This window comes from Treponema maltophilum ATCC 51939 (genome assembly GCF_000413055.1).
Classification (GTDB): Bacteria; Spirochaetota; Spirochaetia; order Treponematales; family Treponemataceae; genus Treponema_C; species Treponema_C maltophilum.
Window position 1 is genome coordinate 1,773,112 of the sequence record NZ_KE332518.1, and the last position, 24,478, is coordinate 1,797,589.

General features: G+C 50.5%; 19 protein-coding genes. 12 read left to right on the forward strand and 7 right to left on the reverse strand.

Translation table 11 applies throughout. The features are described 5' to 3' along the window. Positions 1 to 25: 25 nt before the first annotated feature. On the reverse strand, positions 26 to 430 hold the full coding sequence (locus HMPREF9194_RS08100; protein ID WP_016525883.1) for a hemerythrin domain-containing protein: 405 nt from the start codon (positions 428 to 430) through the stop codon (positions 26 to 28). Positions 431 to 524: 94 nt separating this feature from the next. On the opposite strand from HMPREF9194_RS08100, the gene rsgA reads away from it, so the two are divergent. The 3 genes from rsgA (at position 525) to asnS (ending at position 5,496) form a co-directional block, all read left to right on the forward strand. Next, positions 525 to 1,487, forward strand: coding sequence for a ribosome small subunit-dependent GTPase A (gene rsgA / locus HMPREF9194_RS08105; protein ID WP_040846830.1), 963 nt, complete (start codon positions 525 to 527; stop codon positions 1,485 to 1,487). After that, positions 1,488 to 3,968, forward strand: coding sequence for an endonuclease MutS2 (locus tag HMPREF9194_RS08110; protein WP_016525885.1), 2,481 nt, complete (start codon positions 1,488 to 1,490; stop codon positions 3,966 to 3,968). It abuts the gene before it with no gap. 79 nt (positions 3,969 to 4,047) lie between these two features. Further along, positions 4,048 to 5,496, forward strand: coding sequence for an asparagine--tRNA ligase (asnS, locus tag HMPREF9194_RS08115; RefSeq protein ID WP_016525886.1), 1,449 nt, complete (start codon positions 4,048 to 4,050; stop codon positions 5,494 to 5,496). Positions 5,497 to 5,581: 85 nt separating this feature from the next. On the opposite strand, the gene HMPREF9194_RS08120 is transcribed toward asnS, so the two are convergent. Together HMPREF9194_RS08120 and HMPREF9194_RS08125 are read right to left on the reverse strand one after the other, a co-directional pair. Beyond that, positions 5,582 to 6,799 (reverse strand): lipoprotein TP_1001-related protein, encoded by a 1,218-nt coding sequence (locus tag HMPREF9194_RS08120; RefSeq protein ID WP_016525887.1) that lies wholly within the window; start codon positions 6,797 to 6,799, stop codon positions 5,582 to 5,584. Between the two features lie 87 nt (positions 6,800 to 6,886). After that, entirely contained in the window at positions 6,887 to 7,594 is a 708-nt protein-coding gene (locus tag HMPREF9194_RS08125; RefSeq protein ID WP_016525888.1) for a DUF2259 domain-containing protein, read from the reverse strand. A gap of 120 nt (positions 7,595 to 7,714) precedes the next feature. On the opposite strand from HMPREF9194_RS08125, the gene HMPREF9194_RS08130 reads away from it, so the two are divergent. Beyond that, positions 7,715 to 8,542: a hypothetical protein gene (locus tag HMPREF9194_RS08130; protein WP_016525889.1), complete on the forward strand. Its 828-nt coding sequence runs from the start codon at positions 7,715 to 7,717 to the stop codon at positions 8,540 to 8,542. Between the two features lies 1 nt (position 8,543). Here the strand turns inward: HMPREF9194_RS08130 and HMPREF9194_RS08135 are convergent, their stop codons facing one another. Beyond that, positions 8,544 to 9,170: a diacylglycerol/polyprenol kinase family protein gene (locus HMPREF9194_RS08135; protein ID WP_016525890.1), complete on the reverse strand. Its 627-nt coding sequence runs from the start codon at positions 9,168 to 9,170 to the stop codon at positions 8,544 to 8,546. Positions 9,171 to 9,173: 3 nt separating this feature from the next. Continuing rightward, the gene (gene flcA / locus HMPREF9194_RS08140; RefSeq protein ID WP_016525891.1) at positions 9,174 to 12,254 is read right to left on the reverse strand and encodes a periplasmic flagellar collar protein FlcA; all 3,081 of its coding nucleotides are present in this window, start codon (positions 12,252 to 12,254) and stop codon (positions 9,174 to 9,176) included. Between the two features lie 236 nt (positions 12,255 to 12,490). On the opposite strand from flcA, the gene HMPREF9194_RS08145 reads away from it, so the two are divergent. After that, positions 12,491 to 14,056, forward strand: a complete 1,566-nt coding sequence (locus HMPREF9194_RS08145; protein ID WP_016525892.1) for a hypothetical protein — start codon at positions 12,491 to 12,493, stop codon at positions 14,054 to 14,056. 73 nt (positions 14,057 to 14,129) lie between these two features. Here HMPREF9194_RS08145 and HMPREF9194_RS08150 read toward each other — a convergent pair whose 3' ends face one another. Together HMPREF9194_RS08150 and HMPREF9194_RS08155 are read right to left on the reverse strand one after the other, a co-directional pair. Continuing rightward, positions 14,130 to 14,951: an aldo/keto reductase gene (locus tag HMPREF9194_RS08150; RefSeq protein WP_016525893.1), complete on the reverse strand. Its 822-nt coding sequence runs from the start codon at positions 14,949 to 14,951 to the stop codon at positions 14,130 to 14,132. A 10-nt stretch (positions 14,952 to 14,961) separates the two neighbouring features. After that, positions 14,962 to 16,314 (reverse strand): glycine--tRNA ligase, encoded by a 1,353-nt coding sequence (locus HMPREF9194_RS08155; RefSeq protein ID WP_016525894.1) that lies wholly within the window; start codon positions 16,312 to 16,314, stop codon positions 14,962 to 14,964. Between the two features lie 59 nt (positions 16,315 to 16,373). On the opposite strand from HMPREF9194_RS08155, the gene HMPREF9194_RS08160 reads away from it, so the two are divergent. The 7 genes from HMPREF9194_RS08160 to HMPREF9194_RS08190 all read left to right on the forward strand — a co-directional run bounded on the left by HMPREF9194_RS08160 (position 16,374) and on the right by HMPREF9194_RS08190 (position 24,478). Further along, entirely contained in the window at positions 16,374 to 17,213 is an 840-nt protein-coding gene (locus HMPREF9194_RS08160) for a nucleotide-binding protein (RefSeq protein ID WP_281166980.1), read from the forward strand. After that, positions 17,203 to 18,459 carry a nitrogenase component 1 gene (locus tag HMPREF9194_RS08165; RefSeq protein ID WP_016525896.1) on the forward strand — a complete coding sequence of 419 codons (1,257 nt, stop codon included), beginning with the start codon at positions 17,203 to 17,205 and terminating at the stop codon, positions 18,457 to 18,459. Before HMPREF9194_RS08160 ends, HMPREF9194_RS08165 begins: the two co-directional genes overlap by 11 nt. After that, positions 18,456 to 19,670 carry a nitrogenase component 1 gene (locus HMPREF9194_RS08170; RefSeq protein ID WP_016525897.1) on the forward strand — a complete coding sequence of 405 codons (1,215 nt, stop codon included), beginning with the start codon at positions 18,456 to 18,458 and terminating at the stop codon, positions 19,668 to 19,670. The genes HMPREF9194_RS08165 and HMPREF9194_RS08170 overlap by 4 nt, the downstream gene beginning before the upstream one ends. Before the next feature lie 65 nt (positions 19,671 to 19,735). After that, a complete protein-coding gene (locus tag HMPREF9194_RS08175) occupies positions 19,736 to 20,851 on the forward strand; it encodes an ABC transporter substrate-binding protein (protein ID WP_016525898.1) in 1,116 nt (371 codons plus the stop codon). Further along, positions 20,848 to 21,873, forward strand: a complete 1,026-nt coding sequence (locus tag HMPREF9194_RS08180) for a FecCD family ABC transporter permease (RefSeq protein WP_016525899.1) — start codon at positions 20,848 to 20,850, stop codon at positions 21,871 to 21,873. The genes HMPREF9194_RS08175 and HMPREF9194_RS08180 overlap by 4 nt, the downstream gene beginning before the upstream one ends. Further along, complete coding sequence (locus tag HMPREF9194_RS08185; protein WP_016525900.1) at positions 21,870 to 22,673, forward strand: ABC transporter ATP-binding protein; 804 nt, start codon at positions 21,870 to 21,872, stop codon at positions 22,671 to 22,673. The genes HMPREF9194_RS08180 and HMPREF9194_RS08185 overlap by 4 nt, the downstream gene beginning before the upstream one ends. Before the next feature lie 101 nt (positions 22,674 to 22,774). Then, on the forward strand, positions 22,775 to 24,478 hold the full coding sequence (locus tag HMPREF9194_RS08190; protein WP_016525901.1) for a ribulokinase: 1,704 nt from the start codon (positions 22,775 to 22,777) through the stop codon (positions 24,476 to 24,478).

The window sequence follows — 24,478 nt, forward strand, 5'->3', positions numbered from 1 at the left end:
ACACGGCTTTAAGCGCAGCGGAAAGTCAAATCAATTTATACAGCTCTTTTTCCTCTTTTGCCATCCGTGTGCGAAGCGCCGAATCGACGGCTTTAAATTCCTGCACAAAAGCATCTTTTTGTGTGAGGATAGCCTTCGTTGAATTAAAATCGCGTATAAAATCCTCAAACCTTTGCGTAATCGCCGTCATCTGATCGCGATACGTTTCGGCCGTTTTACGAGTTGCAGGCACGGCGCTTTTGAGCAAATCGGGGTACAGATACGTATCCTCCGAAGCAAGGTGCGATCTTACCGCCGAAGCAAGCTTTGTCAGCACGGTAAAAACAATGCCTGCGTTTTTTTCCGAAATTCCCGGGGAAACGGTTCCCTCTATTGCGTTTAAAAGCTGTTCGATGACAGCGTGTTTTGATGTATAAAAATTCAGTTGCATATAATCTCCGTTTTGTCGAATGGGATATTCTATGAACAGAGAACGCCGCTGTCAAGCCTTGACAAAGCGGCACATTATCATACACACTTTGCCTATGCGCGGAATTTTGATAAGCGGCTCGAATAATTCGTTCGACGTAAACTGCGAAGACGGCATCCTGCGCCGCTGCTCGATTAAAGGAAAAAAACTCAAAACCGAAGAGGGATTTTACAACCCGCTGTGTCCGGGCGACGTGCTCGAAATAGAAGAGGACGAATTGAACCGCGATACGGGCAGAATATCGGCTTTGGTTCCGCGCAAAAACGGCTTTATGAGATGGAACGTTAAAGGCCGCGCGCCGCAGCTTTTAGCCGCGAACGTGGATTTACTCCTCTGCGTCACAACGCCCGACGAACCGCCCTTCCGTCCGCGTTTTATAGACCGCGCCCTTGCCCAAGCCGAGCAAGCCGGCATAGAAGCGGTTATCGTATGCAACAAATGGGACTTGCCTTCTGCCGAATCGCCGGACTTGCACATGCGCCTTTCCGATTGGGAAGGACTTTCCTACCGCGTCGTAACGGTTTCCGCGCGCACGGGCGAAGGCTTGGTCGAACTTGCCGAACTGATCGAAGAAAAGCAATGCGTTTTAATCGGACAGTCGGGCGTAGGCAAATCGAGCTTGATAAACGCCCTTGACGCTTCATATGCGCTTAAAACCGGCGGACTGTCCGAAAAATACGGGCGCGGCACGCACACAACGACAAAAGGCGTTCTTTTACGCGTGCATATAAAAAACTCGCTGACGGGCGGAAGGCAAAACGTGTATACGTCCCTTATCGATACGCCGGGCGTGCGCCGTTTTGTCCTTCACGATATAGAACCGGAAAACCTCGCCCTGTATTTCCGCGAAATGCGCCCGCTTATAGGAAAATGCAGTTTCGGCATGTCGTGCAGCCACATAAGCGAAAGCGGCTGCAAAATACTCGAAGCCGTTCACGCGGGCGTTATAAGCGAAGAGCGCTACGAAAGCTGGCTGCGCATACGCAAAGAACTGCTGACGGGAAGCTGGGCAGACTGAATGAACGCAAAAACGCTCGACCGGCTCGATTATCTGCGCATATGTGAAAGCGCCGCCTCGCATTGCATAAGCGAAGAGGGCAAAGAACGCTTTGCCGAACGTATCCCCTTTACCGATAAAAACAAAGCGGATAAGGCAAAAGCGCTTGCGGAAGAATGGAGCAAGCTTATCGCCGCGGGACAAGCTTCCTTTTTCGCTTCATGGCCGCCGGTTAAAAATATTTTAATCCGGCTCAAAACGCCGCATACGGTTTTATCGCTTGAAGACATCCATGCGCTCGGTTTGTTTTGCCGCTCGGCCTTAGGCGTAAAGCGCTTTTTCGATTCGGATTCATCGGAGAGCGCAGGTGCGCAGCTTGAAGATACGCAAACCGGACTTTTTGCCGGCATCCACACTTTACGCGAGGCGGCACAAAATCTTCCCGATTTAAAAGAAGCGTCCGCAAAAATATTCCGCATTATAGATTCGTCCGGCGCACTGCGCAACATAAGCGAATTGCAGGAAGTAAAATCTTCGATTCAATCGATACGCAAAAGCATCGATCATTTGATAAAAAGTTATACGAGCGGCGAGCGGTTCCAAAACGCGCTGCAATCCACCCTGCCCGTTTTACGCGGCGGAAGGCAAGTGCTGGCACTCAAAGCAGACTACCGCGGAAAAATAAAAGGCATTGTGCACGAGCTGTCGCAAACGGGACAAACGCTGTACATAGAACCCTACGACGTCGTTCAAAAAAACAACGATCTCATCCGCGAAGAATTCCGGCTCGAACAGGAAATCAGGCGCATTTTAACTTCTCTGAGCGACGAGCTGCACGCGTTTGCAGGAGATTTTGAAAAAGCTTCGGAAGGCATGGCCGAATTGGACTTGAGCCGCGCGGCAGCCTTATGGGGCGCCGAAAACCGCTGCGTCTTTGCCGAAAACGTCGACGAAGAGCATCCGCTTTGCATAAGGGGCGCGCGCCACCCGCTTTTAAAAGACAAGGCCGTTCCCGTCGATGTGGAATTCCGGCCTCAGGTACGCGTGCTTATCATAACCGGAGCCAATACCGGCGGGAAAACCGTTACCGTAAAAACAATCGCCCTGTTCGCCCTGTTAAACCAAAGCGGCCTTCCCGTCCCGGCCGAACAGGGAACACGGCTGCCGTTTTTTACCTCCTTCTTTGCCGACATCGGCGACGAGCAAAACATCGACCAATCATTATCGACATTCAGCGCGCATATGAAAAACATCGGCGAAATGATCGAAAGCGCGGACGACGGGAGCCTGATTGTGTTGGATGAATTGGGAAGCGGCACCGACCCGCAGGAAGGAGGAGCCGTCGCGATGGCCGTGCTCGACGAACTTATCCGCAAAAACGCCTTTGTACTCGTAACGACCCATCAGGGTTTGCTTAAAAATTACGGGTACACGCACGAGCGCTGCATGAACGCTTCGGTCGAATTCAACGAACAAACCCTGCGCCCGACCTACCGCGTGCTCATGGGGGTTCCGGGCGAAAGCCGCGCTTTAAGCATTGCGCAAAAAAGCGGCCTCCCGCACAAAATCATCGAAGAGGCATCGGCGTATTTGGAAAACCGCCAAACGGATATTTCCGTTCTCATAAAGGGCTTGAGTGCAAAATACGCCGAAGCCGAACGCGCCGAAGAAGCATTCCGCCGTAAAGAACGCGCGCTTGCCGAAAAAGAACACAGGCTTGCGGCACGGGAACTCCGCCTGCATGAAAAAGACATAGAACTGCGCGAAAGCGCTTTAACAAAAAACGAACGCTTTGTATCGGAAAACCGCAAAATGCTCGAAAACCTTGTGCGCAGTTTGCGCGAAGGCGAATTGACGCGCGAAAAAACCCGAGAGGTAAAGCGCTTTATCGAAGGCCTCGAAGAAAGTTTGGACGCCGAACGCAAAAATACGCAAGAAGTCAAAAACGCGCTTGAAGATGCGCGCAACCGGCACGGTTCGACAGGGCAAAACGCCGCACAAAACGGCGCGGCGGCAAACGCCTTTTTCGTCGGTGCCGACGTGTTCGCCGGTCCGTCAAAAATACGCGGCATGATTGTCGGCAAAGCGAAAAAAGGCGGCTGGATCGTGCAAACCGGTTCAATGAAAATAAACTGCAAAGAAGCCGACCTCGCCCCCGCACCGAGTCCGCTCAAAAGCGCGCGCACAGCGCCCGCCGCCCCCTCGTTTTCGGTCGAAATGGAAGGCACATCCGGCGCCGCGTCCGCTCAGGCCGACCGGGCCGTCTACGAACTGCGCCTCTTGGGCATGCATTTGGAAGACGCACTCAAAGCGCTTGAGCGGCAAATCGACTTATGCACGCTGCAGGGCTTGCACGAGTTTTCCGTCATACACGGCAAGGGCGACGGCATTTTGCAGGAGGGCGTACACCGTCTGCTGTCTTCGTACGGCTGCGTGCAGGACTTTTACTTTGCCCCGCCCGAAGACGGCGGCACCGGCAAAACTTACGTGCGCTTGGGCTGATACACAGCCTCGTATACACCGCTCAACCGCCTGTCGCAGTCGTCTTGAAGAAAAGCGCAAAAGATGATATGACTATGCTATGCAGCATACATTGATTAAAGATATCCTTGTTTCAAAACCGGACGGAAGAACCGTAGACATATACGGCTGGGTGCGTACCAAGCGCGATTCGAAAAATCTGTGCTTTATCGAAGTGAACGACGGTTCGTGCTTTGCGTCGATTCAGTTGACCTTCGACAGAGAAAAAGCGGCGCAAACCGATTCGGCTCTCATAGAAAATGAACTGAAAAAAATAACGACCGGAGCTTCGGTTCACGCTTCGGGAAAACTCATCCCCTCCCCCGCTTCGGGGCAGGCGGTTGAAGTTGCGCTCGAGCGCATAGACGTGCTCGGAGAAGCGAGTGCGGAAACCTACCCCTTACAAAAAAAAGGCCACAGTTTTGAATTCCTGCGCGAAATCGCCCACTTGAGGCCGCGCACCAACGCGTTCGGCGCGGTGGGGCGCATGCGCAACCAAATGGCTTTCGCCGTTCACACGTTTTTTCAAGAGCGCGGTTTTAATTACGTACACACGCCGATTATCACGGCAAGCGATGCCGAAGGCGCGGGCGAAATGTTCCAAGTAACCACGCTCGATTTAAAAAAGATTGCCGAAAACGGCATCATCGCCGGCGCAAAGGGCATGAAGGCCGAAAAAGCCGCCGAACTCGTCGATTACACCAAGGATTTTTTCGGCAAAAGCGCAAACTTAACGGTGTCCGGTCAACTGGAAGCCGAAGCGTGGGCAACCGCCCTTTCGCGCGTCTACACTTTCGGCCCCACTTTCCGTGCGGAAAACTCGAACACGCCGCGCCACTTGGCCGAATTTTGGATGATAGAGCCGGAAATGGCCTTTTTCGACCTCGACGACGACATGGACTTGGCGGAAGATTTTATAAAATATTTGCTTAATTGGGCGCTTACCAAGTGTACCGAAGATATGGCGTTTTTCAACGAGCGCATTCAAAAAGGACTTATCGACACACTTACAAAAGTTGCTTCGTCGGACTTTAAGCGCATAAGCTATACCGATGCCGTTAAAGAGCTTGAAAAAAACAACGACCGCTTCGAGTTTAAAGCGTTTTGGGGCTGCGATTTGCAAACCGAACACGAGCGCTTTTTAACCGAACAGCTGTTCAACAAACCGGTTATGGTGTACGATTACCCGAAAGACATCAAAGCCTTTTATATGAAATTGAATGCCGACGGCAAAACCGTGCGCGCGGTCGACGTGCTGGTTCCCGGCATCGGCGAAATTATCGGCGGCTCGCAGCGTGAAGAAAACTACGACGCGCTGTTGTCGCGCATAAAGGAATTGAGCTTAAATCCCGAAGACTATCGGTGGTACTTGGACTTGCGCCGATACGGAACCGTCGTTCATTCGGGATTCGGCTTGGGCTTTGAACGTCTTTTGCGCTATGTAACCGGCATGGCAAACCTGCGCGACGTCATTCCTTTCCCCCGCACCCCCAAGTCGGCGGAATTTTAACGCAAGAATTTTTCACAATTCTTTGACGGTTTTCACGGTTACCGCTACAAACTGCGGCTTTTAGCGATTCGCTGCGGATATAATCTCATTTACCGGTTGCAGGTGCGAATACGTTTGGGCGGCCGGGGCTCGCTTTTTCGCCGTTTTTGCCGCTCAGCACTTTCCAGTCGTCGCTCGAAACGGCAAAGGGAGCTCGCTCTCCTTGTGCAAAGCGCGCGGCAATTTGCCGCACGTTCAAGCGGCTTAAGGTGCGCACGGCCGTTACGCCGTCGCTTCGCAGTGCGCAGGAAGGAAGCGTTCCGCCGAGCCAAATGCCGCTTTCAAAGGCTTCGCGCGCGTACGCGTTCATAAGGTCTTTCGACCATGCGCTTTTATCGGAAGGACTGTACAAGAGCGCATCGACAAGCTTTCCGCCTTGCCGTTCGCGCAGTAAAAGCACATCGTCGGTACCCAATCGCGTCTTTGTGTTGTCCGCCTTTTCGTTCCATATGTCGCAACTTTCCGGCCAAGAATAGACCGTCGAGGAAAGGGCAAGGTCGGTCCCCGTTTCGCTGACGGCTTTTTCGCCGAGAACGCGCAAGTGCACGGTAAGGTAGTCGCCCGCCTTTACTTCGGCGGCCGGCAGCACAAAGTCGGCAAGCTCGCCGTCGTGAGCGCTTTGAATAACCATACCGCCTATGTTGCCGTCTTCCAAAATATACAGCTCGATAAATTCGGCCTTTGCTTTTTCGGGATTTTTTGACGAAAGGGAGTGGACGGGGCCCGCTTCGGAAAAGACTGCGGCGCTCACGCGTTCATTGTAGCCGATAAAGGCTAAGCTGAACTCAAGCGTGTTTTTCCCCGTATCTTTTACGGCGCCGCGCAAAAGATATTCCGAACCGATACGGGCAGGTTCGGGAAAGATTAAACGGTAATACGCTTTTTCGGGATCGGCCGAATCGGAAGCGGAAACCTCGGCACCGTCGGCCGGAGAATCGGTGCTGTCGGCCGCTGTGTTCAATGCATCGCCGAAGTGCACGGCGCGGAATTGCACTTGATTCTCTTCGCCCGGAACGGCGCGCGCGTATTCGAGCAGGGTGAATTCCACCTTCCGCGAAAAACACAGCACGGCCGAGCTTTCGCCGGTGAGCGTAAACGATTCGAGCACGGGCGGCGTATAACTTCCCGTCAGCACGGTAAAACGGCCGTCTTCAAAGCGGCAGGACGCGGCGACCGATGCCAAAGATACGGCGCTCAGCAAAAGGCCGGCTGCAAGAGAAAACGGTACTTTGCAAAAACGGTTTAAACGATTTTTATTCGACATAGGCTGTCCTCCTTGTATACTTCGTATATATTAGAGGCGCAGCCGGTGTTTTTTATGCGGTTTTTATCGAAAAATACGGAAAAAACGTCAGTCGGCGATCTTCAAAGCTTCGACCATATAGCGCACGGAAAGCCCCGCATCGCCGGTCATTCTTTTTTCGATGACAAAGATGAGGTTTTTCCCGTCGCTTGAGCGCATGATTTTTTCGACGGTATAGTCGGTTACGCCGGTACGCTTTATGTCGGGATTTCCGGCAACCTGTTTTGAAAGCGCTTTGCCGTTTTTATCCGTGCGTTCCACGCTGATAAAAAACGAAGATTTTGACGAAGCGGTTTTTCCCGAAAACCACGGAATGAGACGAACGGAAAACGTTACGGGATTGTCCTTCGACGATCCTTCAAAGTCGGTAAAGACGATTTGTTCAAGCGGCTCTTTGGCCTTGGCCTTTACGTAGAGCGTGTGCGCCAAATCGGCGGGAACGGGAGAAAGTTTTTTTATGTAAGCGGCATTTTGTTCAAGAAGGCGTTCGTACAGCGCGCTGCCGTTGACTCCTTCGGTTTTTACGGAAGGCGCAATTTTAAAGCAGCCGCCGTCCATATAATCGTTTTTTTCGATATCGACACTGTAGATTTCGGCAAAACCGCGCCACGTTTTGTCGATGCTGCCGTGTTGGGCGAACATATAGATGCGCCCGTCTTTCGAAAAGCCCAAATCGACAAAGGCTGCGGCGTCGCCTGCGGCAAGCAATACGCAAAAGCTTAAAAACACAGCCGTTATTGTAATCCGTTTTGCCATAGTATCCCCTCTTTTTCTCGCTCCCGTATGAATGATGAATTTTGCAAAGTTCACGTTCATATTATCGGTTTTTTAAATAAACGGCTTTACATAAATTTGTTATACCGCTATGCTTAGCTCATGACACTGAATACACGGAACAAACTGCTTTTGGTCTTTTCGATTGCAAGCGCCGTATGCGCAGCCGTTTTTGCCGCCGCTTTTTTGTACGCCTTTATCAAAAAGATTCCGGCCATACAATCTTTATTTTCACTGCCCGAAACGAGCGGCTTTTTCCGTTTGTTTTTAACGCCGAATTACATCGCGGCTTTTTTTTCTTTGGTGCTGTTTTCGCTGTTTGTACCCGCCGCGGGTTTTGCCGTCTATTTTAATTTTGAAAAAACCCAAAGCCTTGAAGTGCTGTTTTTTTCCGCGTTTCTTATCGGCGTGTTATGCGAATCGTTTAAGCTGTGTCTTCCGCTTTTCGGTTTGACGGCCGGCTATTCGGGTTTTCTGCGCCTGATCGGGCAAGTATCCTTTTTCGGCCAAATCGAAATACTGCTGACGATTATCGTACAGGGCGCCTTTGCCGCAGGTGCGGAATCGCGCGAATCGGACAAGTATTTGGGCTTTGTGCTCATCATATCGTTTATGTTTTCGATCATCATGCCGTTGAATACGACGGTGTTCGAAAACTACGTAACCGTAAGTTACGGCTTTAAAGGCTTGTTCGACGCAATCAGAGCCGCCTTTACGCTGTGTACGTTTTTGATTTTTCTGTTGTCGGCAAAAAGTACGGAATCGAACGACTACAAAAAAGCCGCCGTCGATTTTTTTGCCGTATGCTGCGGCTATATGCTGCTTTCGCGCTGTACGAATTTCGCGCTGCTGCTTCCCGGCGCCCTCCTGCTCGGCGCGGGAAGCGTGCGCTTTTTAAAAAACATGCACCGTTATTATATGTGGAAATAAATCATATGCCGAATAAAAACTGAGCGACGGCGGCAAGCGCAATCGGTATAATCAAATTGTCAAAATCTTTCAGCGGCAAAAGTTCTATACACATGCCGCAAAAAGCAATGACGAGGGCGGCAAAGGTATGCTTACACACCGCCCATGCCGATAAAAAAATTGCGGTAAAACACGTGAGGCTCCCGACAACCGTTTTCCCCGCCGTGTGCGGAATAACCGTTATGCCGAACAATTTTCCGGCAAGGCTTGCCAAACCGTCGCCGAAGGCAAGCGCGTAAATACCGACGGCAGCCGCATCCGGCCGGAACAAAAGCGCCGTTATAAGCACGCCGAGCGCCAAAGACACGGGGCCGAGCACAAAGCGGTTTTCGTCGCGCTTGCGCGAAGCGGTTTCGGTTATCGCCGATACGATAAAAACCGAAATGCCCTTCATACGCAAAAATTCGGCGACGCAGTAAAAAATCAGCACGGCGCCCAATGCGCATAAAACGGGAACGCGGGCAACCGACAAAAGAAAAGGAACGAGTGCCGCGCACAAGTGAATGGATTTTCTGACCAGTTCTTTAATTTTATAATTCGTATATTTGCGCGCCAAAACGCCGTTTTCGCCGCCGTCGAATTTCGGCATATGTTACTCCAAAGAATATTGTTTAAGACCGGTTTCGCCGTATAAAACCGGAGGAATCGCGGCGTAAATTGCCGGCTCAAAAGAGCGCTGCGGGTACGTAATATATTTAATGTTTTGCGCGGCCAAATTGCTGCCTTCAAGCCGAACCATCGTTTTTTGATTGCGCGTGAGCGCGTCCCATGCGCGCACGGATTCGGCGAATTGCGCGATGGCTTGCGCTTGCAGCGAACTGCTGCCGGTTTGAGCGGCAAGACGCGAAAGCGTTACACCCAAATTATTCGAAGCCTTTAAATACAAATCGACGAGCGCGTACTGATCTTCTCTCACTTGCGGGAACAAAATGTCGAAGCGTTCCCGGTCGGAATCCAAAATGCGGATGAGCCGCTCGTAATAGCCGCGGGCAGCCGCCTGATCGCCGCGTATCGAAAGAACGTTCCCCAAAGCCAAGAGCAAATTGCGGTTCGAAGCATCTTCCGAAGCGGTCTTTATAAAAGAGCCGAGCGCTTCGGCATACTTTCCGTCGGTGTATTGCACAAAGCCGATACGGTAGCGCACCGAAGGCGTGTCGTATCCGTTTTCGACTGCGGACTTGTAATTGCGGAACGCCGTCTGAATGTCGCCCGAAATAAAATAGTCGATGTCGGCCATGTCGGCATACAGTTTACCGACGTTTTTATCGCTTGTAAGACCCGTATATTCTCTTCGCTGTTCGAACAAACTGATGCCTTCGGCGTATTGCTTTTCGGCGAGCAAATATTCCTGTTCGGCAATGTAGCGTTCGCCGAGCAGGCGGTAGGTGTCGATGTGTTTTAAAGTGCGCTCACGGCTTTGTTTTTTAGCGGCGTCGAACATCGCAAGCGCGTTGATTAAAGCCGTTTTTGCCTGCTCGGTATCGCCCGTGCGCACAAAGTAGCGGCCCAAATTGTAATGACCTTCGGGAATAGTCGGGTCGGCCTTTATGCCCCGTTCAAGAATTCTTTTTACGTTATCGATGTAGCCGCGAAGGTATTCGTCCGCAGGCGGAAGATAGCCGTATTGTTTTTCCAAAAGATAGCCGCCCAAATCGATTAAATCCTGCGCTTTCAATGCGGTTTTCTTTGTCGATGTAAAATACGTTTTAAGCGGCAAAACCTCGCGCAAATTGTCGGTACGGATAAAATAGCGGAGCATGCGCGATAAATACATATCGTTCGATCCGTACAGGCTCATAAGCGTCGAATACTGCAAGCGCGCCTGCTCGAATCGTTCGGCTTTTTCAACATCGCTTCCGTCCGTACCCGCCCAATCAAGATAAATATCGCCTAAATACAGCATTGCGTCTTTATCGTTTATATGATAATCCAATATAAAACGCCGGACAATCACGGCTGCGCGCTCGTAATCGGCCAAATCGTCGGCTTCCATATGCGCGTATTCAAGCGCGCCTTCTTTATCGAATTTAAAGCGCTTAACCAACTGCTCATACATAACCGCGGCCCGCTCATATTGGCGCTTTTCGCGGTACGCGCGCGCATACTTGAAAAACCATTTCTTTTTTACTTTATAGGTAAGCGCTTTGTTGAAATTCGTTTCCGATTGGGCGTACAGTTCCTGCGCGATAAGATTGTAACCCGCCCGATACAGCGATTCGGCTTTTAAGGGGCGGTACATAAACGTATAGAAAAAATACCCGAATATGTAAAGAAAACCGCCCAAAACGAGCGCGGCTATCGCAATGGGGATAATCCGGTTTTTCAGCTGATATTCCAGCGACGTTTTATAGAGTGCGTATTGCTCGGCCGTTCTCCGTTCGAAGTTCAAAGGAACGCTGATTGAAATATCGAGCATTTTTTCCAAATGCGAAGCAAGCTGACGCGCGGAAACCTTCTTTATAACTTTGAACAAAACTTCCATTACGGCCGCATCGGTAAACTCGTTCTTTGCAATAAGCTGCTCGACGGCGATGCGCACGTTCAGCGGATATGTATGCAGATTTTCGCGGAACCGTTTATATTCCTGTTCGCTCAAATACGTGCGGTCGAAATCCTCTTCGGTTTGCGAGCCCTTTTTCTTTGCGGCGCCGAAAATCTGAGTGGAAGAAGTAGGTGCGGCCGTATCCGAAAAACCGGGGATCTCAAAGCTGTCCAAATCGGTATCGTCGGCTCCGAAACCGGGACCGCTTTCTTCGGGCGCATCCGAATCGGAAACGGCCGGCAAATCGTCCGCTTCCCGACCGTCGAAATCGATATCTTCGTCCAAGTCGAAATCTTTTGCGGCCGATGCAAAATCGGTGCCCGACAAATCGCTTTCATGAGAAAGGTCTTCGTTTAATTCATCAGGCAAATCGGCGTTTAAGTTAAAGCCCTCGTTCAGTTCGGCGGGCAAGTCGGCATTTAAATTGAAGCCTTCATCGGAAGCGGAAGAATCGTTTGCCGGTTCGGCCTCGTCGGACGATTTATCCTGCGGCGTAAGATCGGCGGGTTTTGCAGACTCGGCGGGCGATTCCGTTTGCGCCGTCAAGTCGGCAGGCGCAAAGTCCGTATCTTGCGGTTTTGAAGCGGGCGCGGAAGACGAAAGAAAGGACGAATCCATATCGAGGTCGTCCAGATTGTCGAGATCGCCAAGATCGTCAAGGTCGAAGCCGCTTGACAACGCGGTGTCCGCCGCCGGAAGTACCTCTTCGCCGCCGGCATCGGCGGCAACGGCCGAAGATGCCGGTTCACCGGATTTTTGCCGTGAAGAAGGAGCGGGACTCGGAGCGGTTCCGGCCAAAAAGGCCGCGATATCGGGATCCAGATCTTCCATGGAAGGGATGGGCGGCTGTTCCGGCAGCGTAGCGCTTTCTTCCCGAATTTCGCCGGCATCCGATTCGGTCTTGTCTCGGGCGGCATCGGATGCACCTTCGTCCCCCGAAGCATTTTCGCCGGCTTCTTCTTCGCGCTGCGGAAGGCCGAATTCAAAGTCGAGAGAATCGTCGCCTTCGGGAAGATTTTCGGGCACGGCAAATTCGGGCATGGTTGTGCCGTTTTTGCGCCGTATCTCCGGCTCATCGCCTATAGGGAGTATGTCGTTATCGAATTGCTTCAGCTGATTTATTCCGGGCATCTTTGTGTAATTTTACTCCACAACGCGTGATAATAACAAGGGGCGGATCCGACAACTCGACCGTTTTCCGCCTTTGATATTATCGGCGTTTTTGTGTACGCTCTTTATTGCGCAATACAATCATACCGTCCCCTGCATGACCAATCCCTGCATGCCGCGATAAATCTTGACAAATTATAGATATGGATATACGATTTACGGAGTTGTTAGTTTCATTTTAACAAAGGAGATGTGTAATGAAATTGTCAAAAAAACTTTTGGTTACCGCGGCGCTGTTAACCGCAGCGGTTGTATCTTTTGCGCAGGCAACCGGTTATACGGGACCCGCATCATCGCTGCTGAGCGACAAAACGGCCGGCTTGTTCGAAAACGAATTCGATAAGCAATTTACGGTAAATCCGGATTTCGGAACCTACGGTCAGCAGTTTTTGTACGGCGGTTTAGGCAACCCGCGGAAAGAAAGGCTTAACGCTGTTCCCGCTATACGTAACGTTATGTTCGGCTACTACCGCCCGTCGGAAGAACGCCCCTGGTCCGTGTTCGGCGACTGGGGAGCGGAAGGAACTTTTGCTCGTGCAGGAAGCACCAAACAAACGGTAGGCGGTGCAACGATTACAACCACGCCCTTAGGCTTGTTCTTTTTTCAAAAATATACAACAAATCTGCAGTTTTTAACCAAGGTGGGCGGAGCCAATAATATCGTAGTCGGCGGTCAGTTTTTCCTGTACAGCGATTTCAGTAATTTAACTCCCGACCATTTTATGAAAACACAAACAAAAGGCGGTGCCACCCCCGGTGTTACCGAACTGTGGAATTTTAACCCCAACCCCGCCAACATTGTAAATCCGGCGCTTGTTCTTCCCGAAAGCGAACATAATTTTGAAATTGGCGTGCCGGTCGCGTTCAAAACGGGTGAGATAGAACACGGCGCACGTGTTTTTTTAAACAGCCATATAACCGAAAGAAACGGGTCGTATAAAACCACTGTCGTTTCCAAACAAGAAAGAAAAATTACCGATATGGGAGCATATACCAAGCTGGGCGCATCGTACCTCGTAAGCCTTCCCGTGCAGGACAGCAGCGAAGACCGCTGGCTTTTAGGCGGCGACTTTAATTTCGGTATCGCGGGACAAAGCTATGAACAAAAAGTTACGGGTATTGCGGGGCTTGATAATGTAAAATCAACCTATAAACTGGCAACGGGCGGCGGTATTGCGGTGGAAGGCGGACGTTTGTTTAACTTTCACCCTGCCGAAAGCATTGTTTTTAAAATCCGGCCGGAGGTACGGCTCGGATACAACGGCGCTCTCAACACAGAATTCGATGCAAACGGTAATATAAAAGATCCCGAGGCATGGCTTCAAAAAAGAGTTGGGGGTCCCTCTCCCGAAGATAACGCTGTTCCCAAACAATGGAAGAGCGCACACCAATTACTGTCGAGTGTTTCGGTGCCTATGGGCATTACGATAAAGCCCGATAAGTGGATATGCGGTTTTGTACTCGGCGTAACGCCTGCAGCACTGTTCAGAACGAATATTCAATACGCCGAACAAGCCTCTAAAACGGGTGCAAGAACAATAGAGGTACGCGAGCCTGTTTTCTCGGAAACCCATGTTGTCGGACTCACCTTTGAATTTGCAGGCGGCGTCCGGCTCGATGTAGAGTTAAACGGTCAATTAACGGACATCAGGAACTTCACCGCGCAAGTGTTTATTCCGCTGGGAGTCCCTAAAGGAAAGGGCGCCCCCGCTAAAGCACCGGCAGCTGCCGGCGCAAAATCAGGCGCCGCAAAGAAAAACTAAACACAAAGCGGCGCAGCACAACTGCGCTTAATTAAAAAAACGAGCCCGGAGCACGCCGCTTCGGGCTTGTTTTTTATCCGGCTTCCGATAAACGTTTTTTTTCTTCGTCGAGGTCTTTTAAAAACTGTTCATCTATAACGGGCGGATTTTTTTCGAAGTACACAATGCGCTGCAGTTCTTCTTTTGTTTTGATTCTCCATAAAGGAACGGCGTTTTCGCTGCGGCGGAAAAAGCCGAAAGCGAGCGGAACGTTTTTTATAAGGCCGCGCGCAAGCGGTTTTTCGGCAATAAAGCCGATGTCGTGTTCGGCGCAAAAATCGGCACACAAAACTTCCTGTTCGCCCGCCAAAAAATTATACGGGAATTGCACGGCTTCGTATAAACCGCCTGCAACGGCTTCTTTTATGCGCGCACAGTTGTCCGACACAAAACCGGTGTGAAGAATCGTACCGTTTTCGTGCAGTTTTTTTAAACTTTCGCACAAGCCGCTTCCGGCCGAAGGAACAAAGCCCGGATCGCGTATGCGGCACAAGTCGAAATAATCGATGCGCCAAAAATCAAGGGCGCGCCGGACGTCGTTTTCCAGTTCCGGCCCCGTTGCCGCCTCACTTATAAACGCAAGTTTAACGCTTTTTCGGATTTCATTAAGCAAAGCGCTCAGTTTTGAAAAAGCTTCAGGCGGTTCGGCGGCATTGGACTGTCCCGTGCCGGCCGCAAAGCCGTGCATCGCGCTCACCGAAAAAAAATTGATGCCGTTTTCGTAGGCAACATGCATAAAGTCCGCAAAATCTTCGGGCGAAGATTCTCCGCTTTGCACGGCGGAAAACAGCGCGTCCGTGTCCAGCGCGGAGCGGCTTACCATAAGATCCGTTTTTCCCAAACGAATGAATTCCATAACGAACCGGTCAGCGCCCTTTGCGCGAATAGTTTTTTATTTCCGTACGCAGGCGATCGGCCAAAGCGGCGCGGGGCACGCGCACTTGTTCCATCGAATCGCGGAAACGCAGCGTTACGCTGTTGTCTTCTTTGGTGTCGTAATCGACCGTAACGCAAAAGGGCGTTCCGGCTTCATCCTGACGGCGATAGCGTTTGCCGATGGCGCCGGCTTGATCGTAGTCGGTAACGAAATCTTCTTTTAATTCGTCGCGAATTTCCTGAGCGATTTCGGCCAAACCGTCTTTTTTCATAAGCGGCAAAACGGCAACGGTAATCGGCGCAATTTTCGGATGAAAGTGCAGGACGGTTCTCCAATCGTCGTCGTTACCCTTGTCGGCAACTTTTTCTTCTTCGTACGAATCGCACAAAAACATCAACACGTTGCGCGTAAGGCCGGCCGACGTTTCGATAATATAGGGAATGTAACGTTCGTTGCCGTTATCCTGATCGATGTACTGCATATCCTTGCCCGAAAATTCGGTATGGCGCTTTAAGTCGAAATCGGTTCGGTTATGAACGCCTTCCAATTCCTGAAAGCCCATCGGAAACTCGTATTCAATGTCATACGCGTCTTTTGCGTAGTGGGCGAGTTTTTCGTGATGGTACCAGCGCAGTTTTTCCGTGCGCACGCCGTATTTTTTATAAAATTCCCACCGTTGATTCCGCCAATATTCAAAGAATTTATCGTCGTCGCCGGGCTTTACGAAAAACTGCATTTCCATCTGCTCGAATTCGCAGGTGCGGAAGATAAAGTTTTTGGTTACGATTTCGTTGCGGAATGCTTTGCCGACTTGGGCGATGCCGAACGGAATTTTCATGCGATTCGACTGAATGATATTTTTATAGTTGACGTAAATACCTTGGGCGGTTTCGGGGCGCAGGTATACGATGCTCGCCGTATCTTCGGCAGGCCCGATGTGCGTTTTAAACATCAGGTTGAATTCGCGCGGTTCGGTTAATTCGCCGCCGCAAGCCGGGCATTTTTTTTCGGCGAGCGCTTTTTGATCCATAGTGTCGGCGCGGTAGCGCATTTTGCATTTTTTGCAGTCGACCAGCGGATCGGAAAAGTTCGCCACGTGGCCGGACGCTTCCCACACGCGCGGGTGCATAAGAATCGCCGCGTCGAGCCCGACGATATTGTCGTGCAGCTGGGTCATTTCTTTCCACCACGCATTTTGTATATTTTTTTTCAGCTCGACACCCAAGGGCCCGTAATCCCATGCGCCGGCTTGTCCGCCGTAAATCTCGGACGACTGAAACACAAAGCCGCGCCGTTTGCACAAACTGACTATCTTTTCCATCGAAATCGCATGATCTTCCATAAAAACTCCTGTAAAGGTTTGAAATCGAGTATACCACAGACAACGCGTGCATGTACAGTATGGCATTGTTGACACAGACCGTTCAATGCGTTATATTGTTGCGAAAAAGTTATATACAACTAATTTTCAGGAGCATGAATGTGCGGAAGATCGCAGTATACGGAAAAGGCGGCATCGGAAAATCAACTACGGTTTCAAATCTGTCGGCTGCGTTAAGCAAAAAAGGGTATAAGATTATGCAAATCGGCTGCGACCCCAAAGCCGATTCGACACGCAACCTCATGGGCGGGAAAAAGATTCCCACCGTGCTGGATCTGTTAAAAGAGCGTAAAAACATTACGCTTGACGACATCGTGTTTAAAGGTTTTAACGGCGTGCTGTGCGTGGAATCCGGCGGCCCCACGCCGGGCATCGGCTGTGCGGGTCGCGGTATTATTACGGCCTTCGATACGCTCGAAGAGTTGGGCGCGTACGAAACGTACAAGCCCGATATCGTTTTGTACGACGTTTTGGGCGACGTCGTATGCGGCGGTTTTGCGATGCCCATACGCGAAGGTTATGCGCGCGACGTGCTTATCGTAACCTCGGGCGAAATGATGTCGCTGTATGCGGCGGACAATATTTTGCGCGCAATACAGAATTTTTCGAGCAGGGGATACGCACGATGCGCGGGTCTTATTTTAAACAAGCGCAATATAGAAAATGAAGACGATATCGTGCAGCGCGCGGCAAAAGAAATGAACACGGTTATTTTAAAAACAATGCCGCGAAGTCCTACGGTTCAGGATGCCGAAAAACTGGGAAAAACCGTTGCCGAAGCCTTTCCCGATTCGGTTATGGGAAAAGAATACGACGATTTAAGCGCCGTTGTTTTGAAGGTTACCGAAGATGTGCTGTAATCATTTTGAAAATACGCTGCACTATACTTCGCCCGCAACGGGCGGCTGGGGTTTGGTCAGAATCTGTATGCAGCTTCCCGAATCGCATCAGCTTTTTGTGTGCCCCGCCGCTTGCGGACGCCACGGCGCTTTGGGGGCCTACCAGCAGCATGTAAAAGAGCGGTTGTCGTATTTGTACGTAGACCAAAGCGACATCGTCAACGGCTATGACGATTTGATTGTGCAGGCGTGCGGCGAATTGCTCGGCGCTTTGGACACAAAGCCTAAAGTTCTTATGATTGTCGTAAGCTGCATAGACGACCTTTTGGGCACAAACCATCAGGCGATTGTCGATGAATTGGAAATCGCGCACCCCGACGTCCGTTTCGTTTTTGCGCACATGAACCCCATTTCGCTCGACGGCAAACGTCCGCCGATAATAACCGCGCTCGATGCAATGTACAGCTTGCTCGAATACAATCCGCACAAACTCAATACCGTCAATTTGGTCGGCTGTTTTGCGGACCTCGAAAAAACCTGCGAACTGTACGCGTTTTTTAAAAGCATCGGAATCGAGCGCGTCATTCACATAAGCGAAACAAAAGATTTTAACGATTACAAGAAAATGGAACAAAGTAAGCTGAACCTTTTGATTTCGCCTGCGGGAAAGCTCGCGTGCGAAAATATGAAAAAAAAGGCTCAAATTCCGTATCTGCAGGAATTCGTTACGTACGACATGGACGAAATCGAAAATCAATATAAAAGAATTGCGGCTTTTTTCGGCATTACCGAAATTCCGTTTGACTTTGCCCCGTACAAAGAAAAAGCCCTGCAAGCGGTAAAACGCGCAAAAGAAAAAATCGGTTCGATGCCCGTTATCGTTGACGATTCGTGTACGAAAACGCCGTTTGCATTAAGCAAGGTTTTACTGAACTTCGGATTCAACGTTGTGCGGATTTTTGCCGAACAGTGCATCGCTTTGGATAAGCAGGCTTACGCCGACGTAACTTCGGCCCACCCGGAGATCGAAATCCTGCAGCCCCAGCATCCGGACATTTTAAAGTTCGATAAACGTATGCCGGACAGTTTGGCGCTCGGATTCCAATCGGGCTATATTTCCGCTTCGGAATACGTTGTGAATTGGGTAAACGACGACGGGCTTTTCGGCTACGACGGAGTTCGCCGGCTTATGGATATGATGGTAAGCGCCCTCGACGAAAAAGCCGATTTGGAACGCATGATAAAGGAGTACGGACTGGTCATATGAAAAACTTGAGTATTTGGCTTCCGCCCTTTTCGCCCGATTATTCGGGGGCGGCTTCGGTTATGTTCGATTTTAACGCGCTTACCGCCATGCACGATGCGGCCGGCTGCACGGGCAATTATACCGGCTACGACGAGCCGCGCTGGTATAATTCGGAACGCAATATTTTTTGCTCCGGCTTGCGCGAAATAGACGCCGTTTTGGGCAACGACAAGGTTTTAATCGACAAGGTGATTGCCGCCGCAAAAAGTCTTAAACCCGAACTGCTCGCGCTCATCGGAACGCCCGTTCCCATGCTTATCGGCACCGACTTAAAAGGCCTTGCCAAAGAACTGGAAGCCGAATCGGGCCTTCCCGCAATCGGGATCGAAACGACGGGAACCGCCTATTACGACAAGGGCATTTTTTCGGCATGGAAGGAACTAATCGATAAATTTGCCGACTTTGACGGCGAAAAAAACGGCGGCTCACCCGCATCGGAAAAACGCGTAAACATAATCGGCGCAAACCCGATAGACTTTGTGCGCAGCGAAAATATCGAAAGTTTAAAAAGACTTTTGACTCAAGCCGGCTTTACCGTGAATTTTTGCGCAACGGAAAAGCTGACGGCGCAAAACGTAAAAATGCTGAGCCGCGCGCAGGCAAATATCGCCGTATCGCAAGCGGGCCTTTCGATTGCCGACTACCTGTATAAAAAAAGCGGCATGCCCTACATTGCAGGCTATCCGATCGGTGAAGCCGAATGCGCTCTTTTTGTGCAAAAACTCGAAGACGTTTGCAGCCGAAAGGAAAATTGCGTGTGGGGCGCGGAAACCGGACGGACGGAAAGCGAACCGGCGAGCGTACTGTGCCTCGGCGAACAGATTTTTTGCAATTCGCTGCGCTGCGCCCTCAAGCGCCGGTACGGAATCGACGGTATATGCGTCGGCACAATATTCGGCTTTCGCAAAGAAGCGGCGCAAACAGGCGATACGGCTTTACGCGACGAATCGGAAATAAAAGCGCACATAAACAAAGCGGAATTTAAAGCGGTTATCGGAGACCCGTTTTTTAAAAATCTTTTAAAAAAGAGCGAACAAAAGGCTTTTATCGAAGTGCCGCATTTCGGCGTTTCGAGCAAATTCCATAGAAAAGACGCACCGTATTTTATAGGCGAAGGAGGTAATGCGTTTTTACAAACGGTAGGCGAACAAGTGAACCGGGCGCTGCAATAGAATCCGCCCGATTCGAGCATATACCGTTACAATTTTTCAAAAAATATGATGAATGAGGAGTAAGTATGAAAAAATCGATTATACTGACGGCTTCGACCGTTGCGGTAATCGCCGCAATTTTGTGCGTAAGCGTTTCGTGCAAGGGCAAACAAAATGCAAAAGCCGAACCGGCTTTCAGAACGGTCATCGACCATAACGGCGAAACGGCTGAAATTCCGAACAAAATAAACAAAATCGTTATCCATCAGCTTTTGCCGCTGCCTTCGGTACTGTGCGTATTTGACGGTTCGGCGGACCGCCTGATCGGGATTCCGCCCGGATCCATGACCGCGGCGCGCGGCTCTTTGCTCGAAAAAACCTTTCCGCGCATAACGACCCTTTCGACCGAATTTACAAACGGCAATGATTTGAACATCGAAGCGCTGCTGAGTTTGGAACCGGACGTCGTATTCCACGGCGCGGGTCCCGAACTGAGCAAGCAATTGCGCGACGCGGGCATCCGTACGGTCGGATTCAGCGCGCGTAAATTCAACTACGATTGTATTGTAACGTTCGAAAAATGGATTGAGCTTTTGGGACAAACGCTCGACAAAGAAGACAAAGCGGCCGGCATCGGCGAATACGGCCGCCAAGTGTACAACGACATTCAATCCCGTTTGGCAAAGGTCGAAGAAAAAGATAAGCCCCGCGCAATGATTTTATTCAACTACAACGACAGCGCGCTTACCGTTTCGGGCAGCAACTTTTTCGGTCAATACTGGCTTACTTCAACGGGCGCGGTGAACGTCGCTCAGGATTTAAGCGGTGTCGCCCCGGTAAACATGGAACAGATTATACAGTGGGATCCGGATATTATCTATATTACGAACTTCAGTCCGCGCATGCCCGAAGACTTAATCGAAAACAAAGTTGCCGGCCACGATTGGAGCCAAATAAAAGCGGTAAAAAATAAAAAAGTGTACAAATTTCCGCTGGGTATGTACCGCTGGTTCCCGCCCGCATCGGAAGTTCCCCTGGTACTCCAATGGCTTGCAAAACACAACCAGCCGGAAATTTTTAAAGATTTGGACATGAATGCGGAAACGAAAAAATTCTACGAAAAATTTTATCAGCTGAACATCGACGATGAAGATATCCGTACGATTTACAATCCTTCACGGGAAGCCGGTAAATACAAATGACAAACGAGCGCCGAAAATTTTATCTCGGATTATTGATACTGACCGTTCTCTTTATACTGACGGCTCTACTGTGCTTGAACATCGGCCGGTACCATGTGCCTTTGCGCAAAATGATTTCGGTGCTCGTCAACTTCCGCGACAGCATGATAAGCGAACCGAAACTGTATTCGGTTGTGTTTAAAATAAGGCTGCCGCGTATCTTGCTTGCGGCCTTTGTCGGAGCGGGTCTTTCGATTGCGGGCGCGTCCTTTCAAGCGCTTTTTTCCAACCCGCTGGCCACTCCCGATACCTTGGGAGTGGCTTCCGGCGCCTCGTTCGGCGCGGTTGTTGCCCTGCTTTTTTCGCTGAACGCCTTATTCGTTCAGCTGTTCGCATTGGTGATGGGAATCGCCGCGCTTTTTTTAACCTACGTCATCGGTAATTCAAACGGCAAAAACGGCGTAAAAAGCGGCATCATTATGATTATTTTGGCCGGTATGGCCGTTTCATCGCTGTTTCAGGCAGCCGTTTCCTTGGCAAAATACCTTGCCGATACCGAAGAAGTATTGCCGGCAATCACCTTTTGGCTCATGGGAAGCATGGCAAGTGCAAAATACGGCACGCTCGTAATCGGCCTGCCCTTTATAGCGATCGGCATGATTTTGCTCTGGAGCGTGCGCTGGCGCCTGAACATTTTAAGCTTCAGCGAAGACGAAGCGCGTTCTTTGGGCGTAAACGTAAAAGCCGTGCGGCTCATTACCATGTTCGCCTCGACGCTTATTACCGCTTCGGCGGTTTCGATGTGCGGACAAGTCGGCTGGGTCGGCTTATTGGTGCCGCATATTGCCAGAATGCTGTTCGGAAACAACAACAGCTATGTCGTTCCCGCAAGCATCGGCTTGGGCGCCGTATTGATGATTTTAATCGACACCGCGGCAAGAAGCCTTATCAGCTCGGAAATTCCGGTTTCGATTTTAACGGCCGCCTTGGGCGCGCCGCTGTTTATCTTTCTCTTAAAAAAGACGGGAGGAATACGCACATGATTCTTCAAGTTGAACACGGATATTTTTCATACAATCCCAAACGGTATATCATAGACGATATCGGCTTTACATTGAATCAGGGTGAAGTGCTGTCCGTCCTCGGACCGAACGGGGTCGGAAAAACGACGCTTTTAAAATGCGTTATGGGCTTGCTCAAATGGAACAAGGGCAGAACGCTGCTCGACGGAAAAGACATACGGGAATATTCCGTTAAGGATTTTTGGAGCAATATCGCATACGTTCCGCAGGCAAAACAATCGACTTTTTCGTACAATGCGCTCGAAATGGTTATGTTCGGCCGTTCGGCGCATTTGGGATTTTTCCGCCAGCCGACGGAAGAAGACCGCGAAAAGGCCCTTGCCTGTATGGAAGAAATCGGCGTCGCTTTTTTGCAAAACAAATTATGCAACGAAATGAGCGGCGGAGAACTGCAAATGGTGCTCATAGCGCGCGCGCTTGCGGCCGAACCGAAGATACTGATTTTGGACGAGCCCGAATCGAATTTGGACTTTAAAAATCAACTGACCGTTTTGGATACGATAAAAAATTTATCGCGCACAAAAAATATAAGCGTTATCGTCAATACCCACTACCCCGACCACGCGCTGCAAATTTCGGACAGCGCGGTTATTCTAAAACAAAACGGCGAATGCTTATACGGAACAAGCCGCTCGATTATCAGCGAAGAAAACCTTATCGACGCCTTTAACGTCAAAGTGCGCTTACGCGATGTGGACATAGAGCAATCGGTATACACCTGCGTTATTCCGGTTGCCGTACTGCAAAAAGCGGCCGTTTGAAAAACGCAAACTGGCAGTTTTTTTATCCGGGCCCTTTCTTGCTTTTATTCCGCTTATGATTTAGTATATACGTAATTCGAATTCAAGCTGCGGAGGGTTGTATGAATAAAAACGAGCATTTTGTGTTGGGAGCCGACTTCGGTTCGGATTCCGTGAGGGTTGTTGTATTGGATGCCGCCGACGGAAGCGTGCAAGGCTCCGATGTGCGCTTTTTTGAACGCTGGAAAAAGGGCTTGTACTGCGACCCGAAAGAAAACCGTTTCCGTCAGCACCCGCTCGATTATATAGAAAGTTTTACCGCAGCCGTAAAAACGGCCGTAAAAGAAGCTCAATCGAAAAACAAAAAAGCCGTCGAGCTTATTTGCGCCGTCTGTATGGACACGACAGGCTCCACTCCCGCGCTCACGGACAAAAACGGTATGCCGCTTGCTTTGCTGCCGGAATTTGCCGAAGATCCGGATGCAATGTTCATTTTGTGGAAGGATCACACGGCAATCGCCGAAGCGGACGAAATAAACGCGCTGTGCAAAAGTTGGGGCGGAACGGATTATACGCGCTTTTCGGGCGGAACCTATTCTTCCGAATGGTTTTGGTCAAAACTGCTGCACACGCTGCGCAAAAACAAAAACGTAAAAAAAGCCGCATTTTGCGCGGTCGAACACTGCGATTGGATGACCGCTTTACTGTGCGGAAAAGCCGCGCCGGACAAAATAAAGCGCAGCCGCTGCGCCGCAGGACATAAATGCATGTGGCACCAAAGCTGGGGCGGCTATCCTTCAAACGAATTTTTATCACGGCTCGATCCCAAACTTGCGAAAATCGCAGCGCATTTGGGCGATAAAACATGGACAACCGAACAAATTCAGGGAACGCTTACAAAAGAATGGGCTGCCGAATTGGGACTGAAAGAAGGGATTCTTGTCTGTATCGGCGGTTATGATGCCCACGTAGGCGCCGTGGGAGGCGGAGTTTCCGAAGGGATTATGGTCAAAAGCATGGGAACTTCCACTTGCGATATCATCATCGGGCCTGCGGCAAAAACAAAAGAAAAATGCATTCCCGGCATTTGCGGACAGGTTGACGGTTCGGTTATCGGCGGCAAAATCGCTTATGAAGCCGGACAATCATCTTACGGCGATTACTACCGCTGGTTCCGCGACTTATTGCTGTGGCCGCTTAAAAACGGCGCGGGCAAAGCCCTGCTCGGGCACGAACCGACCGAAGCGGAATATGACGCCTACGAAAAAAAGATTCTTCCCGAATTGGAAAAAGCCTGCGCCTGCATTTCTCCTTGCGCAACCTCTCCCGTCGCCTTAGACTGGATCAACGGACGGCGTACTCCGCATGCAAACCAAAACCTTACCGCGTGGATGAGCGGCATAAGGCTCGGAACGGATGCGCCCGCTTTTATGCGCATGATTTTGGAAGCGACCGCTTTCGGCTCACGCGCAATTATCGAATGCTTCGAAAAAAACGGCATTAAGATAGAAAAAATCATTGCCGTCGGCGGTGTCGCGCGCAAAAGCAGTGTCGGCATGCAGATTTTGGCCGATATCACAAAACGCAAGATTCAGGTAACCGAAAGCGACTTGTCGCCTTCCATCGGGGCGGCCGTTTTCGCCGCAACGGCGGCGGGTTTGTATCCGAACGTGGAAGCCGCACAAAAAAAATTGGCGCCGGGCACCGATCGCACGTACGTGCCGAATCCGAAAATGAGCGCGGTATACGATTTATTGTATAAAAAATATCTGCAGCTGGGCGCCTTTGCCGAAAAGCAGCTCAAAAGCGAAAAATCCGGCGCATAA